Raw genomic sequence first — 16,531 nt, 5'->3', positions numbered from 1 at the left:
TACTAAAAACAAATTTAAGATAGTATAACTTATTTTAACGATAATTTTTTATTAAATAATGGAGAATATAGATGACACATTGGATTGAAAATATAGCTGATGAACTGGCTAAAAGAGACGTAGAAGAACATGTAATTGCAAGCGGAACCTCAATTTCAGGTTCAATACACATTGGAAACTCTTGCGACATTTTTATAGCTAACGGAATTGGAAAGAAATTAAGGGAAAAAGGAAAGAAAGCTAAAACCATTTGGATTGCTGATGACCACGATCCGCTCAGAAAAGTCCCTTATCCATTGCCTGAAGATTATGACAAGTACCTTGGAATGCCATACTCAACCATTCCATGTCCTGACGGATGCTGTGCAAACTTTGTAGAGCACTTCGAAAAGCCTTTGCTTTCTGTAATAGACGATTACGGAATCGAAATGGAAGCAAAATCCGGTTTTGAAATGTACCAGTCAGGAGTCTATAACGATTATATAAGAACCGCCTTTGAAAATGTGGAAAGAATCAAGGAAATATTCAACGAATACAGAAGGGAACCTCTGGCTGATGACTGGCTTCCTTATAATCCAATCTGTGAAGAGTGCGGAAGAGTCAATACCACAGAGGCCTATGATTTTGACGGAGACATCGTGAAATACAGATGCGAATGTGGCCATGACGGTGAAATGGACATTAAATCCGGAAACGGAAAGCTCACATGGAGAGTGGAATGGGCTGCAAGATGGAAAATATTCGGTACCACCTGTGAACCGTTCGGAAAAGACCATGCCGCAAGCGGAGGATCTTATGATGTAAGTAGTGTCATTTCAGAAGAAATTTTCGACTATCCTGCACCATATCCAGTACCATACGAATGGATTACCCTTGACGGAGAAGCCATGAGTAAATCACACGGAGTTTTCTTTGCACCTGACGAATGGCTGAAAATAGGACCTGCCGAAAGTCTTCACTATTATCTCTTCAGGTCAAAACCTATGAAGGCTAAAGATTTCTCACCAAAAATGCCTTATTTAGATTTCATTGACCAATTCGATACAGTTGAAAAAGTGTTCTACGATGAAGTGGAAGCACCATCCGAAAAAGAGGAAAGAAAATTCAAGGAAATCTATGAAATAGTTCAGATGAATCCGGATGCGCCTTTACCTTTCAGACCGCCATTCAGATTCCTTGTTAATGCATACCAAATTGCAGGAGATGACCTTGAAAAGATATTCGGCATCCTCAAAAGGAACTCCCAGCTGACCAAAAGCTTTGAAGATAAGGAATTTGGTGATTTGACCGAAACAGAAATGGCCCAGTACAGGGAAAGGGTCGACAACGTAATATACTGGCTGGACAATTATGCACCTAAATTCGTAAAATTCCAAGTTCAGGAAAAAAGCGTACCTAAATTGCCATTGACCGAAGAACAGGACAAATTCCTGGCTGACCTGGCTGATTTGATGGAAAATACTGAATTCAGTGATGCGGCTGAATTGCACGATGCAATGTATGAAATCCTTGAAGGCCAAGGATTGAAACCTCAAAAAGGTTTCCAGGCAATTTATAAAATGATTCTTGGTCAAAAACAAGGTCCTAGAGCTGCTTCATTCTTATTGAGTTTGGATAAGGACTTTGTTGTAAAAAGATTAAGAAAAGAAGCTTAATCTTTTTTAATTTATTTTTTTAGCATATGTAACCAGACAGTTAAAAGTCTACTAATAATTGAATTTCTAATTTTTAATCTTTTCCAATTCCATTGACTTTAATTAAATAGAAAATATGATTAATAATTCTACTAGTTTTAAAAAATATATCTTAAAATATAAATAGAAAATTCAATTTAATGAAAAGCTTGGAAAAAAGAATTAATTAAGTGAAATAGAATGTTTAGTCACTTAATGATTTTTATTGACCTTGTGATGCTTGACTTCCCGTAAACTGATTTTATCTTATACTTGCCGACCTTCAGATTCTTCACTGCCAGAGTTGCTATTCCCTTTTTGTTGGTTTTGGCCTTGTATGTCTTGCCCCTGAACTTGAACTTGATTGTCTTACCTTTCACATCCTTGCCTTTTTATTTACTAGCCTTACCTTGAATTTGAGATTCTTGACATTTTTTCCAATGATGTTTTTAGCCGAAAGAACCGACTTGACGGCAATCCTGTTGGATACCTTGTATGAATCATAAACGGTGGTTATCTTATATTTGCCCGCCTTCAGGTTGATTTTCAATGATGCATAACCTTTCCTGTCAGTTTTTACCTTATGAATCTTGCCGTTAACCTTGAATTTGACTGTTTGACCCTTACCTACGGGATTTCCGGTTGATGCATTGTAGAATCAACTAGTTTACCGCCATCGGTTTGATTGAAATAATCAGCATAATTAGTATTATTTATTACAATTAGATTAAGAGTTTGATTAGATACAATATTCAATTTATTAATATATAAACCATTCATTCATTAATTTAAGTATTTAAAATTGTTTTTAACATTAAATATTGCTTTATAAAAGGATAATTTTTTTAAAAAAGTATGAATTCAAGACATTGGACTAAACATTTTAGAAAATCTGTTATTAAATCAAACTCCTGAACTCTTTTTTCGCCAAAAGCTCATCGACAAATTGATAATCCAGCTTTTCAAAAATATCAACCAAAATGTCTTCCCTTGAATCAAAGCTGACGACAACACTTTTGAATTCATAATCCATAGCAATCTTTTCAAGCTGCCTTATCAGCTTGTAGGCAATCTTTTCCCTGTCGTCATAGGAATTTAAAAACAGTGTAGTGATTTCACATGAATCGGAATCATAAACCTTGAAGCTGGCGCATCCTACAACCTTGCCGAATCTGTTTAAAAGCAGAACTACCTGAGGGTCATCGACCACACAGCCGAATGATTTGCAGAATTTCCTAAAACGTTCATCCCGCTCGTCAGTCACTATTATTTCCATCTTTAACCTCCGTAGTGTTTCCTACCTTTGCAAGCTCGTCTTCCCAAACGCCAGGATTGTTGCATGCAAATCTCAAAAAGAGATCCCTGCATCTAATATCGTTCAGAACAACCACTTCAACGCAATTGCATTCAAGCAACCCTTCAGCACCCATAAGAGTGGTATTTTCACCGATTACTACACGAGGAATATTATATAAAATCACCGCCCCGGAACACATCGGACATGGCGAAAGAGTGGTATACAATGTGCATTTAACATAGTCTTCGTAATCAAGACGTCCCGCATTTTCAATCGCATCCATTTCGGCATGCAATAATACAGACCCCTCTTGAATCAGTCTGTTGTGGCCTCTTGAAATGATTTGCCCGTCCTTGACAAGAACGGCTCCGATTGGAATTCCGCCTTCAGCCAAAGATTTTTCGGCCTCTTTGATGGCTTCGTCCATAAAATAAGCATCAGTTTTCATAAAAAAAATAAGTTAATAGATGAATTTAATCATCTATTTGAATCTTTTGAACAATCCTTTGTTGGATTCTTTTTCCAGTGCATCTTCAAGTCTTTTAACTTGTTTTCTTAAATCAGTGATTGTTTTGTTGTTATCGTTGGATAACTTATCGTAGCTACTTTCCTTAACTTTCAATTGAGTTTTAAGTGAGGAAATTTCTTCCTTATATTTGGAAATAGTATCCTTGTTTTGCTTATCCACTTCTTCTTTATAATCACCAATTTCGATTAGATCTTTTCTTAATTCAGTAATTTCAGAATTGAGACCGTTGTTTTCATCTTTCAATGAATCAATATCATCGTTCAATTCTTCAATTCTGTGTTTTAAAGTTTCGTTTTGATCTTTGAGTTTATCAACTTCATGAATATCTTTAGAATTCAATTCATCTTTTAAATCTGAAATTTTAGATTCATAATCTGATTTAATGGTTTCTAATTCAGATTCTAATTTATCAGCCCTTACTTTATTGACTGCACCATCTGCACCGAGTTTTCCTATCTCATTACTTAAGTCCTCATTGATATCAAGTTGGTCAAAGTATTTCCTTGTACTTTTTTCCAAAGCGTCTGTCAATTCAATCTTAACGCTTTTCAATTCGGAATTTTCCTTTTTGAGTTTAGGAATTACCTTATTGGTCAAGTAATTGAGTTCGCTTGACTGGTTAGAAAGTTTTTCATTTTTTTCTGAAAGTTCTTTTTTGAGTTTGGAAACAACATTGTAATCTACAGAAGATTCTACTGATTCCTCAACAGATTTTTTAGGTTTAGGAGTTTCTTCAACTACCTCTTCAACCTCTTCCTCAACAACTTCTTCCTCGAAAACCTCTTCAACCTCTTCCTCAACAGTTTCTTCCTCGACAACTTCTTCAACAGGAGTTTCCTGGACAGGTTCACTAACAGGTTCTTCGACAGGAGTTTCTTCAACTACTTCTTCTTTTTTAGGTTTATTCTTAACTTTATCAAGATTTAAACTCATTTTAGTGCCGTACATGGCATTAATTGGTTTTTTATCAGACATTTATATCACCAAAATAGCAATAAAAATAACAAGTTCGACTACCTTTTACCTATTAAAATTTCTTCCACAATCTATTTAAAATTTGTCAAATATCACCATATTACCTACATTTTTTCACACTTGCAAATATTATTAATATCATGAAAATCAATAGATATATACTGAATTAATTTTAATAGTTTGTGGCGATAAAATGGATTATTTTGACAGATTAGAAGCTGACACCCATCACCTATATGAAATAGCTAATGAAGCTAGGTCTAAAGGTTTGGATGTTGAAACAGAAACTGAAGTACCACTTGCAAAGGATTTAGCTGAAAGAGTCGAAGGGCTTGTTGGTCCTGAAGGAGTGGCAAACAGAATTAAAAAGTTAGAAGAAGATATGGACAGAGAGTCTGTTGCCTTTGAGATTGCAGCCGAAATCGCATCAGGAAAGTTTGAGCTCACCGGCGAAAAGGCGGACTGGGACCAGGAGCAAAGGTGCGACCAGGGACTCAGAACCGCACTGGCAATCCTGACAGAAGGAGTGGTTGCAGCACCGCTTGAAGGAATTTCTGCAGTTAAAATCAAGGACAATTTTGACGGAACAAAATACATTGGAGTTTATTTTGCAGGACCTATCAGAAGTGCAGGAGGTACAGCTGCAGCACTTTCAGTGCTCTTAGGAGACAAAATCAGAAGAGCTATCAACATTGATGCATTCAAGCCGATTGAAGATGAAATCGAAAGGTATGTAGAGGAAGTTGAACTCTACGAATCAGAGGTTACAAACCTGCAATACTCACCAACACCAGAAGAAGTGAGATTCGCTGCAAACAACATTCCAGTAGAGGTTTCCGGAGAACAGACCGACCAGGTGGAAGTGTCACACAGGGATTTGGAACGTGTCGAAACAAACAATATCCGTGGTGGGGCGCTGCTTGCGATGGTTGAAGGAGTAATCCAGAAATCCAAAAAGATCCATAAGATTTCCAAAAAGTTAGGCCTTGACTGGGAATGGCTTACCGAATATTCAAAGCCTAAAAAGGATGATTCCAAAGGAAGTGACGACAGCAAAGAATCAGAAATTGTAAGCGAACCGAAATATATTCAGGATATCATCGGAGGAAGACCTATCCTGGGATATCCTTCCGAAAAGGGAGGATTTAGACTCAGATACGGAAGAAGCAGAAATACAGGTCTTGCTACAATGGGAGTTCATCCTGCAACAATGGCTCTGCTTGAATTTTTGGCCGTTGGAACACAACTTAAAATCGAATATCCCGGAAAAGGTAACTGTGTCGTTCCAGTAGATTCCATTGAAGGACCTATCGTTAAGCTCAGAAACGGTGATGTCCTGATAATCGACAGCGTGAAAAAAGCGCGCGAAGTCAAAAAGGACGTTACTGAAATACTGTTTCTGGGAGACATGCTTGTTGCATTTGGTGAATTTTTAAGAAACAACCAGCCGTTATATCCGTCAGGATGGTGTGAGGAATGGTGGATTCAGCTTCTCACAAGAAGCGAAAGCTTTGATGAAAACACCACTGACCTGGATTTGCACAAGCTTGAATACGATTATTTGACTGCCATTGAAGCTTTTACATTATCCAAAAATTACGACATTCCCCTTCATCCGAAATACACATACTGTTACAATGATGTGACAATTGCCGATTTGAATGAACTTATTGACCTGATAGAAAAATGCAAGTCAAGCTACAAGCAGGATGAGGGAATCAAACTGGACATGTCCTATCAAAAAAGGACATTGGAGATAATCGGCGTGCCGCATATCGTTCGTGACGATAAAATCATCATTGACAAGGACCATTCATATGCGCTGCTTGTCACACTGGCCAAAAAACTGCCTGAAAAGGCCACAACCATTGAAGCCCTGAATGAGGTATCCCCTGTGGAAATCAAAAACAAGGCTCCCGCATACATAGGTACCCGTGTAGGTAGGCCTGAAAAATCCAAGGAAAGACTGATGAAGCCTGCACCTCACGGACTGTTCCCAATTGGCAATTATGGAGGTTCCAGAAGACTGATTGCTACTGCAGCCAAAAAGGGCAAAATCAAAGTTGAACTGTCCAGAAGAAAATGTACCAATCCAAGCTGTGGAATCAGTTCCTTCAATTCAATCTGTCCGAAATGTGGCAGTCCAACAGAAATTAGCAAGCCTAGCGAAAAAGACATCCCTCTTGCGAGAATGCTTAAAAAGGCGTCAGACAACGTCAAGGTAAGAAGAGTGGATGAGGTAAAGGGTGTAGTCGGAATGATTTCGGAATCAAAATTGCCTGAACCTCTTGAAAAGGGAATATTGAGGGCCAAAAATGAGGTATTCACATTCAAGGACGGAACCATCCGTCACGACTCAACCGATTTGCCGCTGACCCATTTCATCCCTAAAGAGATTGGAGTTACAGTTGAAAAGCTGCTGGAGATGGGCTATGAAAAGGACTGCTACGGAAATCCTATTGAAAGTGAAGATCAAATCATAGAGCTCAGAGTTCAGGACATTGTTATTTCAGACAACTGTGGAGAATATCTTTTAAGAACTGCCCAATTCATTGACGATGAGCTTACACGTTACTACGACATGGAGCCGTTTTATAACGTCAAGGAAAAAAGCGATTTGATTGGACATCTGGTTGCAGGCCTTGCGCCGCATACATCAGCAGGAGTATTGGGAAGAATCGTCGGATTCACCAAGGCATTGGGATGTTACGCCCACCCATATTTCCATTCTGCAAAACGTAGAAACTGTGACAGTGATGAAGATGCGGTAATGTTGCTTTTGGATGCTTTAATCAACTTTTCAAAAACATACCTTCCAAATACAAGGGGAGGTAGTATGGATGCTCCTTTAGTTTTATCTTCAAGAATCGACCCTGAAGAGATAGATGACGAATCTCACAACCTCGACATATTCGAAAGGTTCCCGGTTGAATTCTATGAGGAGACATACACACCACACAAACCTGCAGATGTTTTGGAATACATTGACAATGTGGAAATGCATTTGGGAACACCACAGCAGTATGAAGGTCTCATGTTTTCACACCACACCTCAAGCATTCATGCAGGCCCAACCCTGTGTCTCTACAAGAGATTACCGTCCATGAGAGAAAAGGTGGAGGCTCAAATCAGCCTTGCCGAGACCATCAGGGCTGTTGATCAGAGAGGAGTTGTTGAAAAGGTATTGTCCTCACACTTTTTGCCGGACATCATGGGAAACTCAAGGGCATTTTCCAAGCAGAAGGTCAGATGTACCAAGTGCGGTGCAAAGTATAGGAGAATGCCACTTACCGGAAAGTGCAGGTGCGGAGGCAATCTAATCCTGTCTGTTTCAAAAGGATCAGTTACAAAATATCTTGAAATTTCAAGAGACCTTGTTAACAGATATCCTGTTTCACACTACCTGGAGCAGCGTTTGGAAATACAGGAGTTTGGAATCAACTCTCTTTTTGAAAGTGACAAATCCAAGCAAAGTTCTTTAGACGTATTCTTCTAAAGGACATTACTTTTCTTATGCTCTCGGACATTTGATTATTATAATAATTAATATAATAAATTTCGATGATATGAAAAATTATGTTCGTATGAATACGAACAATATTTATACTACAAAGTACATAACAATTATTGTTGAATATTAATTTAATTAATCTCACAATAATTACGTTCGTATGAATACGAACAATATTTATACTACAAAATACTAAAATAATATTTAATTATAATAAGGTGGATAATAAAATGGAAAGAAGTTCTGAAATCGGAAATAACTTAAATGAATCCGTTAAAATAAACGTAGAGAAAAATAACGGAATCAAAGAAAGATTCAGTTATGAAAAATTAGTAAAATCATTAGTTATGGTTGAAACTCCGTTCTTTGAATCTGATAAGATTGTAGCTACTGTTGTATCACAATTATATGATGGAATTACAACCAAAGAAATCAAAAAAATTGTTTACGAATGTCTTGAAGATATCGACACAGAAATCGCAAACAAATATTTGGCAAGTACACAATTAAAAGTACGTACTTCAAGAGACACAATCGAAGCATTTGATTTGTCCAGAATCGCTAACACCTTAATCGAAGAAACCGGTGCTAGCCAAGAAACTGCTTTTGAAATCGCTACAGAAACTTGGAAAGAACTCAAAAAGTTAAACGTCGAATACTTGACCGCTCCAATGATTAGGGAAATGGTTAACACAAAATTAATCGAATATGGATTAGAAGACTTAAGAAGTCGTTACACCCGTTTAGGTATTCCTGTATACAACATTACCTCTTTAATCGAAAACGGTAACAGGGATAACGCAAACATGATCCACAACCCTGAAAGTATTCACAAGCATGTAGCTGACGAAGCGTTAAAACAATACGCACTTTTAAAAATGTTACCTGCACACCTGGCAGATGCACACATGGCCGGGGACATTCACATTCACGATTTGGAATTCTTCGCAGGCAGACCTTTAAACTGTATGCAACATGACATAAGAACATTCATCAAATACGGACTTAAAGTGGACGGTACCGGTGACCACACCTCCATTGCAGGTGCACCTAACCACATGGAAACTTTAATGAACCACACCGGTGAAATCATGCTTGCAGCACAACAAAACATGTCCGGAGGACAAGGAATGTCCTTATGGAACGTGTTTGTAGCACCGTTTGCAAGAGGAAGAACCTATGATGAAATCAAACAAGCTGTTCAAATGCTAGTTTACAACTTGAATATGGCATATGCAGCAAGAGGTTCACAAGTTCCATTCACAAGTATGGCATTGGAATTCGGTGTTCCTGATTTCTTAAAAGATGAAACCGCATACGGACCAAAAGGCCAAGTTGTCGGAACTTATGCTGACTTTGAAGAAGAAACCAGATTAATCCAAAGAGCTTTTACTGAAACCTTACTCGCTGGAGACAATGAAGGTAAACCTCATTTATTCCCAAACACAATTTACACCTTAAGACCTGAAACAATGACCAGCGAATATGATGAAGACATCAGATTAGTTCATGAATTGTCCGCAAAATACGGTTCATCCTACTTTGTGAACATGTTCCCTGAATACAGAGGACAAATGGCAAACTACATGGGATGCAGAACCTGTTTACAGGACACCTGGACCGGTGACTGGGATCAAGATTGTTTAAGAACCGGTAACCTCGCATACGTAACCTTAAACTTCCCAAGAATCGGATACCAATCCAAAGACGAATCCCAAGTATTCGAATACTTAGATGAATACATGGACCTAGCAACTGAAACCCTGATGCTCAGAAGAGAACAAGGATTAAAATGTTTAAACGATTTCCACATATTACCATTCCTAAAACAACAAGTTGCTGAAGACTCATATTACAGAATCCAGAACTCAACCTTATCCTTCGGTTTCGTTGGACTTAACGAAATGTTATTATCCTTATTCGGTGAAGGCATTGAAAACCCAGATGCAAATAAATTTGGTGTAAAATGTCTTGAATACGTAAACGACAGAGCTAAAAAATTACAAGAAGAAACTGGACTCAGATGGAGTGTTCTTCAAACCCCTGCAGAATCTACCGCATACAGATTTGCAACCCTTGACAAAAAACAATTCGGCGATCAGGCCATTGTACAAGGTGAAGGAAATGCAAACTACTACACTAACTCTTCCCACGTACCAGTAGACACAGGAGCATCATTGATTGAAAAAATCAAAATCGAAGAACAATACCACAGCTTAACCCCTGGTGGACACATCTTCCATGCATTCATGGGAGAATCCTACTCCGATCCAGATTCATTAATGAGTTTAACTCATAAAATTGCTAAAAAATCTGATATCGGATTCTGGGCTTACAGTTCCGCATTAAGCTTCTGTCTAAAATGTAAAACCTTAATGAAAGGATTAAATACTACCTGCCCTACTTGCGGCGAAAGTGAAGACGTAGAATGGTATGACAGAATTACCGGATACGTACAACAAGTAGGACGTGCAAAATCCGCTTCCGGCGGATGGAACCCAGGTAAACGTCAAGAATTAATTGACAGAAGAAGATTTGAAGATAACTAAATTTAGTTATCTTTTTCCACCTTATTTTTTTTAACCAAACCATCAGCATATAATTCTAACAATCCCACATCAATGATGAATGATTTAAATATTTTAATCGATTATATATAACAATTGTAAATATAATGGATGAGAGTATTATGAAATCAAACAAAATCTTATATGAAATTTAGCATCAATAGAAACACCATCAAAACAACTTTAAAAGTTAAAGCATAAGAGGAAACATCATTCCTCTACTTTTTTTATTTTTGAGGGTGTGGGGCGAAATTTTTAATTGAATTTTTTGGTTCTAATCTTTTCTTATTTCTAGTTGTTTTCTTGTTTATTTTGAATGTGAACCAATATTCCTATTATCTTTTAAAATCATGAATAAAATAATCATAAGGATTAATTTATATAATAAACGATTATGATTTATAACATGTATAATTAAAGGAAAAATAGGTAAAAAAAATTCCGACTTCATGTTACATCATCATTTTAAATTTTTAAAACCGACAAAAATTGCCCAAAAAACTAAAAGTATATTAATACCATTAGACTAAAATTATATCATTATCATATCACTGATGATAATTTTTTAATTTTCATATTCTATGTTACTAGTATTTATGGGCTTTTGTAATACTAGGTAGCTGATAACATAGATTTAATTAAATACCCAGACTGAACTGATTAAGAGGTTATTTAAATGCAAAGATCAAGAGGATTGAAAAGTAGATCAAGAAAAAAAATGACAAAAGTACAAAGGCCAGGTAGAACTAACCCTATTACAAACAGACTCCAAAAATTTGAAGAAGGAGACTTAGTTCACATTACTATCAACCCAAGTATCCAAAAAGGACAACCAGCTCCAAGGTTCCATGGAAAAACTGGTAAAATCACTGGTCAAAAAGGAAAAGCTTACATTATTTCATTAAATGATGGAAACAAAGCTAAAGAATTAATTGTTAGACCAGACCACTTAAAATTACAAAACTGATTTTTATGATTGGAAAAGAAATTATTGAAAGTGAAGCAATACCAAGCGCTAAAGTTAAAGAAGTTCTTGAAGAGTTTTCTGAAAATAATGAACTAAACTACGAACAAAATTTAACTTTAAACCATCTTTCAAGATTCAAAAGATATTCTGCGGAAGATAGTGAAGAAATTATGGAAAAACTTCAAGAAACTTTTCCAAACTTAAGAACTAGAGCAATAGTCCATATTGTAGATTTGGCTCCTCAAGATTTAGCAGATTTAAGATTGATTTTTGCTAAAGAACCATATCAACCACAAAAAGAAGAAATGGAGCAAATCTTAGAAATCTTAGAACAATATGATGTTGAAGAATAGTTTCCATAACTATTCCCTTTTTTTATTATTTTAACTTTTTTTCAATAAACACCCTCTTTTTTTAGATATGTTTATTACATTAAAAAATAAAAACTAATAATAAGTTTATCTTTAGTCAATTTTTTGATTAAAAAAAAACAATAGTGAAGTGATAACATGGATAATAAAAACAAAAATGATAAAGGACCGGCAGCAAAAAAAGAAGAATATGCTGTTGTACTTGACTACTTAAGTCGTGGATATGTCAAAACAGACATGTCCAAATTTGGTGGAAAAGCCATTGCTCAAGCTATTGGTACAGAACAATTCACTTTACTAGAATTAGCTCCAAAAACTGGAGTAGATTTAGAAATACAAGACACAGTATATATTGGAAAAGGAAAAAGAGACAAAATATACAGAGTTCTTGGAAAATTAGATTTTGAAAACTTAACCGCAACAAGCAGGATCGAATTGGAATATGCCATTCGAGACATTGTTGAATCACAAGAGGAAAAATTCGTTGAATTCTTCAATACCGCTGAAGCGTTAAGCACAAGACTCCACAAATTAGAGTTAATTCCTGGAATTGGTAAAAAATACATGTGGGAAATTATTGAAGCCAGAGAAGAGAAACCATTTGAAAGCTTTGAAGACTTTTCACAAAGGCTTCCTAATTTAGCAGATCCTGCAGGAATGATTGTAAAAAGAGTACAGCAGGAATTGGATACAACCACTCCTAAAAGAGGAAAAAACAAATATAATCTTTTTACACAAGCTCCTAGACCACAAAGAAGACCAAGAAAACCAAGGAAATAAGTGATAAATTGACTAGTGATACCTCCCAATCTCTATCCAAAATAACTAAAAACATCTTAAATCAACATGGGATAACATTAAACAAAAATCTTGGCCAAAATTATCTGATTGACAAAAACAAACGAAATCAGATTGTTAATTTTGGAGAAATTGATGAAGATGATATTATTTTGGAGATAGGGCCTGGAATAGGTACACTAACAATTGAACTTGCAAAAAAAGCTAAAAAAGTAATAGCTATCGAGCAAGATGAAAATATCTGTAAAATATTGACCACACGACTTAAGGATGAAAAAATCGATAATGTAGAGTTAATTAATGATGATGCGCTGAAAACTGATTTTCCTGAATTCAATAAAATCATTTCAAACCTACCTTATCAAATCTCATCACCCATTACCTTCAAATTTTTAGATTATGACTTTGACCTAGCCATTTTAATGTATCAAAAGGAATTTGCAGACCGAATGAATGGTGAGGTCGGAAGCAAAAATTATTCAAGACTTTCGGCAATGCTGTATTTCAAGTGTAACGTTGAGACCTTGACAAATGTCAGCTCGGAAAGTTTCATACCAAAGCCGAAAATCGACTCCACTGTTGTTAAACTAACACCGAAAGAAAACAAAATAGAAGACATTGATTTTGAAACTTACTCCAATTTTACAAAAGCATTGTTTCAGCATAGAAACAAAAAAATCAGAAATGCTTTAATCGATTCAAGACACATCATCAGCAACATCGACAAGAAGGTTCTAAAGCAAAGATTGAATTCCATTGAGGATGATGAACTAAACGATTACCTCTCAAAAAGGGTTATAGTGCTGAAGCCTGAGGAGATACTGTACATATCAAAAGAATTAAACCCACTTTTCAAAGAGTAGATATCATGCAAGACTTTATTATTGATACTGACGATAACGTTTATGTTCCGGCTGAAGACAGTTATCTGCTTGCCGAAAATTTACAGATAAAAGAAGGACAAAGCGTTTTGGAAATTGGAACCGGAAGCGGAATTGTTGCAATGTATGCCTCAAGACTGACAGATAAAATCACCGTTACAGACATTAACTTTGATGCATGCGAACTTGCCCGAAAAAATTTCAGGCAAAACAATATCGAAAACATTGAAATCCTGTGGGGAAACATGTTTGAAGTTGTGGAAAATAGAAAGTTTGATGTAATTCTATTCAATACTCCATATCTGCCGACTGAAGAAGATGAAGTTTTGGATAACACCATAAATTATGCATTTGATGGTGGATTAAATGGTAGGAAAGTTATCGATTTATTCTTAAATGAAGTGAAAAATCATTTAAATGATGGAGGAATTGTGCAGATGATACAGTCTTCACTTTCAGGCAATGATGAAACGTTGTCAAAACTGGATGAACTAGGATTCATAGCAGAAATAGCTGCATCAGAACACTTCTTTTTTGAAGACATTACATTAATAAATGCATACAAAATATAAGGAGATGAAAATATGGACAAAGGAACACAATCAGTAATTATAGGAATTATTTTTATAATAATAGCCGCAATAATTATGTACATTCAAAAAGAAATTACCATATGGACAGGATTGGTACTTCTCTTTTCCGTTTTGAACATTATATTCGGAATAATCAGAAGAAATAAAGAATTAAAATAAAAAAAATAGGGAGAACTAGAATTCTCCGTCAAAAACAAGTTTGGCCGGACCTTCCATGAAGGCTCCAAGCTTATCTTCTTTTTCATAGATTTGGAATTTCAAATCTCCGCCAGGCAAATGAAGTAAAACATTTTCATCGAATAAGCCCAGTTTATATCCGGAAATTGCTGTTGAAGTTGCACCGGTACCGCAAGCTAGAGTTACGCCAGCACCTCTTTCCCATGTAATCATTTTACCTTCATTTTTAGAGACGACCTCTACAAAGTGTACGTTGATTTTTTCAGGGAAAACTTCATGGGCTTCAATGGCAGGACCATACTTATCGATATCCACTTCATCAACATCATCAACGAAAATGATTGCGTGAGGATTTCCAACACTGATTGCTGTTACATTGAATGTGGTGTCGATTACTTCCAATTCACCATCCAAAAACTCATCCTCATCAGATGTCATAGGTATTTCAGGAGTTTTAAATGTAGACAGACCCATATCCACCTTAAACAATACAGGTTCGTCATTTTCCAAAGTAATTTCGATTGTCTTGATTCCTGCCCTGGTTTCAACAGTCATCTTTTCCTGTTTTAAAATGCCTTTTCTGTATACAAAATCCCCAAAACATCTGATACCGTTACCGCACATTTCAGCTTCACTACCATCAGGATTGAACATTCTGTATCCAATATCAGCCACTTCAGACGGCTCGACAAACAATACACCATCCCCACCTACTCCGAAGTTTCTGTGGCATAAAATTCTACAGGCTTCAGGCTTATCAGCTTCAGGGATGACTTCCCCTTTACTTTCATCAATTATTGGGAAATCATTACCAATCCCGTGCATTTTTGAAAATTTTAATCCTTTTAAGTCTACCATATTATCAACTTATTTTAAGTGTGGTGGAATGCTTTGTTTTGCATATAAGTCTTCAAATGTTTCTCTTTCTCTAACAACATTGCATTTACCATCAGTTACCAATACCTCAGAAGTCAATGGTCTTGAATTGTAGTTTGAAGACATGGTAAATCCGTATGCACCTGCATTTAAGATACCCAATACGTCCCCTTCTTCAACATCAGGCAAAGGCCTGTCACGTGCAAAGAGATCTCCGGATTCACACACGTTACCTGCGACATCCACCTCCTGAGTATTAGGAGCGTCCATTCTGCTTGCATCCACAATATGGTGGTATGAGCCATACATTGCCGGTCTTTGGAGTGTGTTGAAACCTGCATCTACACCTATGAATTTTCTGTAACTTTGTTTTACACTGTTTACAGTTACAAGAAGTACAGCAGCATCAGCAACAATGTATCTTCCAGGTTCTAAAAACATTGTAGGATTATCCATACCATATTTTTCTAATTTTTCTTTGAATAATCCTATATTGACTTCTGCGAATTTATCCAAATCAAGAAGTTTTTCATCAGGAGTGTAAGGAACACCAATACCTCCACCGAAATCAATAAACTCGAAGTTTATTCCTGTTTCTTCATGGACTTGTCCTGCAATATCCATGGTGGATTCGATAGCTAATTTGAATGGTTCTGGGTCTAAAATTCCAGATCCAATGTGAGAATGCATACCGATTGGGTTAAATCCTAATTCTTGAGCCAATTTGTAAACTTCAACTGCTTCATTGTCCATTATACCGAATTTACTCATTACACCACCAGTAATGGTGTGTTCGTGATGTCCTGCACCAACCATAGGATTTACCCTGAATGAAAGTTTCAATCCTTCAGGATCAACGATTTTAGCCAATCTTTTTAATGCTGAAACTGAATCGATGTTTAATACAACGCCTTCATCATGGACATATTTTAGCTCTTCATTTGTGATGTTGTTACCTGTGAAAAGAATCCTATCGCCGGAAAATCCGACCATTTTAGAAATGTGAACTTCACCAGGAGATACTGCATCGATACAGCAACCTTCGCTTTCCAAAATTTTCATGACAGCGATGTTGGTATTAGCTTTACATGCATAGAATACTTTGAAGTCAGGATAATATTTTGAAAATGCACCATAAAATTTTTTATAGTTTTCTCTTATCCTGTTTTCATCAATTACAAAGGTTGGAGTTCCAAATTCTTCTGCAATATCAATTGCATCCGCACCACCGATATCAAGGTGGTTTTTTTCATTTACTTTAATATTTAAATCCATAATTAAAACTCCTAAAAAGTTACATTATGAATTTATTTATC

Annotated in this window: 16 protein-coding genes; 9 read left to right on the top strand and 7 right to left on the bottom strand. The window is 36.3% G+C overall.

Features of this window, described 5'->3' with window-relative positions; genetic code table 11:
- Positions 1 to 71: 71 nt before the first annotated feature.
- A complete protein-coding gene (gene lysS / locus UIB65_RS05930) occupies positions 72 to 1,655 on the top strand; it encodes a lysine--tRNA ligase (RefSeq protein ID WP_330040232.1) in 1,584 nt (527 codons plus the stop codon).
- 227 nt (positions 1,656 to 1,882) lie between these two features.
- Here lysS and UIB65_RS05925 read toward each other — a convergent pair whose 3' ends face one another.
- The 5 genes from UIB65_RS05925 to UIB65_RS05905 form a co-directional block, all read right to left on the bottom strand.
- Positions 1,883 to 2,053 (bottom strand): hypothetical protein, encoded by a 171-nt coding sequence (locus UIB65_RS05925; protein ID WP_330040230.1) that lies wholly within the window; start codon positions 2,051 to 2,053, stop codon positions 1,883 to 1,885.
- A complete protein-coding gene (locus UIB65_RS05920; protein WP_330040229.1) occupies positions 2,050 to 2,223 on the bottom strand; it encodes a hypothetical protein in 174 nt (57 codons plus the stop codon). The genes UIB65_RS05925 and UIB65_RS05920 overlap by 4 nt, the downstream gene beginning before the upstream one ends.
- Before the next feature lie 348 nt (positions 2,224 to 2,571).
- The gene (locus tag UIB65_RS05915) at positions 2,572 to 2,949 is read right to left on the bottom strand and encodes a GNAT family N-acetyltransferase (RefSeq protein ID WP_330040228.1); all 378 of its coding nucleotides are present in this window, start codon (positions 2,947 to 2,949) and stop codon (positions 2,572 to 2,574) included.
- Positions 2,930 to 3,418: a nucleoside deaminase gene (locus UIB65_RS05910; protein ID WP_330040226.1), complete on the bottom strand. Its 489-nt coding sequence runs from the start codon at positions 3,416 to 3,418 to the stop codon at positions 2,930 to 2,932. Before UIB65_RS05910 ends, UIB65_RS05915 begins: the two co-directional genes overlap by 20 nt.
- Positions 3,419 to 3,451: 33 nt before the next feature.
- Positions 3,452 to 4,474 carry a hypothetical protein gene (locus tag UIB65_RS05905; protein WP_330040225.1) on the bottom strand — a complete coding sequence of 341 codons (1,023 nt, stop codon included), beginning with the start codon at positions 4,472 to 4,474 and terminating at the stop codon, positions 3,452 to 3,454.
- Between the two features lie 193 nt (positions 4,475 to 4,667).
- Here UIB65_RS05905 and polC point away from each other — a divergent pair, with 193 nt between their 5' ends.
- From polC to UIB65_RS05865, 8 genes are all read left to right on the top strand, one after another.
- Positions 4,668 to 7,970 carry a DNA polymerase II large subunit gene (gene polC, locus UIB65_RS05900; protein WP_330040223.1) on the top strand — a complete coding sequence of 1,101 codons (3,303 nt, stop codon included), beginning with the start codon at positions 4,668 to 4,670 and terminating at the stop codon, positions 7,968 to 7,970.
- 233 nt (positions 7,971 to 8,203) lie between these two features.
- Positions 8,204 to 10,534, top strand: coding sequence for an anaerobic ribonucleoside-triphosphate reductase (gene nrdD, locus UIB65_RS05895; RefSeq protein WP_330040222.1), 2,331 nt, complete (start codon positions 8,204 to 8,206; stop codon positions 10,532 to 10,534).
- Positions 10,535 to 11,228: 694 nt separating this feature from the next.
- Positions 11,229 to 11,519, top strand: a complete 291-nt coding sequence (locus tag UIB65_RS05890; RefSeq protein ID WP_330040220.1) for a 50S ribosomal protein L21e — start codon at positions 11,229 to 11,231, stop codon at positions 11,517 to 11,519.
- 5 nt (positions 11,520 to 11,524) lie between these two features.
- Positions 11,525 to 11,872, top strand: coding sequence for an RNA polymerase Rpb4 family protein (locus UIB65_RS05885; RefSeq protein ID WP_330040218.1), 348 nt, complete (start codon positions 11,525 to 11,527; stop codon positions 11,870 to 11,872).
- A 156-nt stretch (positions 11,873 to 12,028) separates the two neighbouring features.
- A complete protein-coding gene (locus tag UIB65_RS05880) occupies positions 12,029 to 12,670 on the top strand; it encodes a DUF655 domain-containing protein (RefSeq protein ID WP_330040216.1) in 642 nt (213 codons plus the stop codon).
- Positions 12,671 to 12,678: 8 nt separating this feature from the next.
- Positions 12,679 to 13,551: a 16S rRNA (adenine(1518)-N(6)/adenine(1519)-N(6))-dimethyltransferase RsmA gene (gene rsmA / locus UIB65_RS05875; protein WP_330040215.1), complete on the top strand. Its 873-nt coding sequence runs from the start codon at positions 12,679 to 12,681 to the stop codon at positions 13,549 to 13,551.
- Positions 13,552 to 13,556: 5 nt separating this feature from the next.
- Complete coding sequence (locus UIB65_RS05870) at positions 13,557 to 14,141, top strand: HemK2/MTQ2 family protein methyltransferase (RefSeq protein WP_330040213.1); 585 nt, start codon at positions 13,557 to 13,559, stop codon at positions 14,139 to 14,141.
- A 12-nt stretch (positions 14,142 to 14,153) separates the two neighbouring features.
- Positions 14,154 to 14,321, top strand: coding sequence for a hypothetical protein (locus tag UIB65_RS05865; RefSeq protein ID WP_330040211.1), 168 nt, complete (start codon positions 14,154 to 14,156; stop codon positions 14,319 to 14,321).
- Positions 14,322 to 14,336: 15 nt separating this feature from the next.
- Here UIB65_RS05865 and dapF read toward each other — a convergent pair whose 3' ends face one another.
- Positions 14,337 to 15,197: a diaminopimelate epimerase gene (gene dapF / locus UIB65_RS05860; protein ID WP_330040210.1), complete on the bottom strand. Its 861-nt coding sequence runs from the start codon at positions 15,195 to 15,197 to the stop codon at positions 14,337 to 14,339.
- Between the two features lie 9 nt (positions 15,198 to 15,206).
- Positions 15,207 to 16,490 (bottom strand): diaminopimelate decarboxylase, encoded by a 1,284-nt coding sequence (gene lysA / locus UIB65_RS05855; RefSeq protein ID WP_330040209.1) that lies wholly within the window; start codon positions 16,488 to 16,490, stop codon positions 15,207 to 15,209.
- Positions 16,491 to 16,531 lie beyond the last annotated feature (41 nt).

It is taken from the genome of Methanobrevibacter sp., from assembly GCF_036307625.1.
Classification (GTDB): Archaea; Methanobacteriota; Methanobacteria; order Methanobacteriales; family Methanobacteriaceae; genus Methanocatella.
Note: the sequence above shows the minus strand (reverse complement) of the source record. Positions and strands in the feature narration are given on the sequence as shown.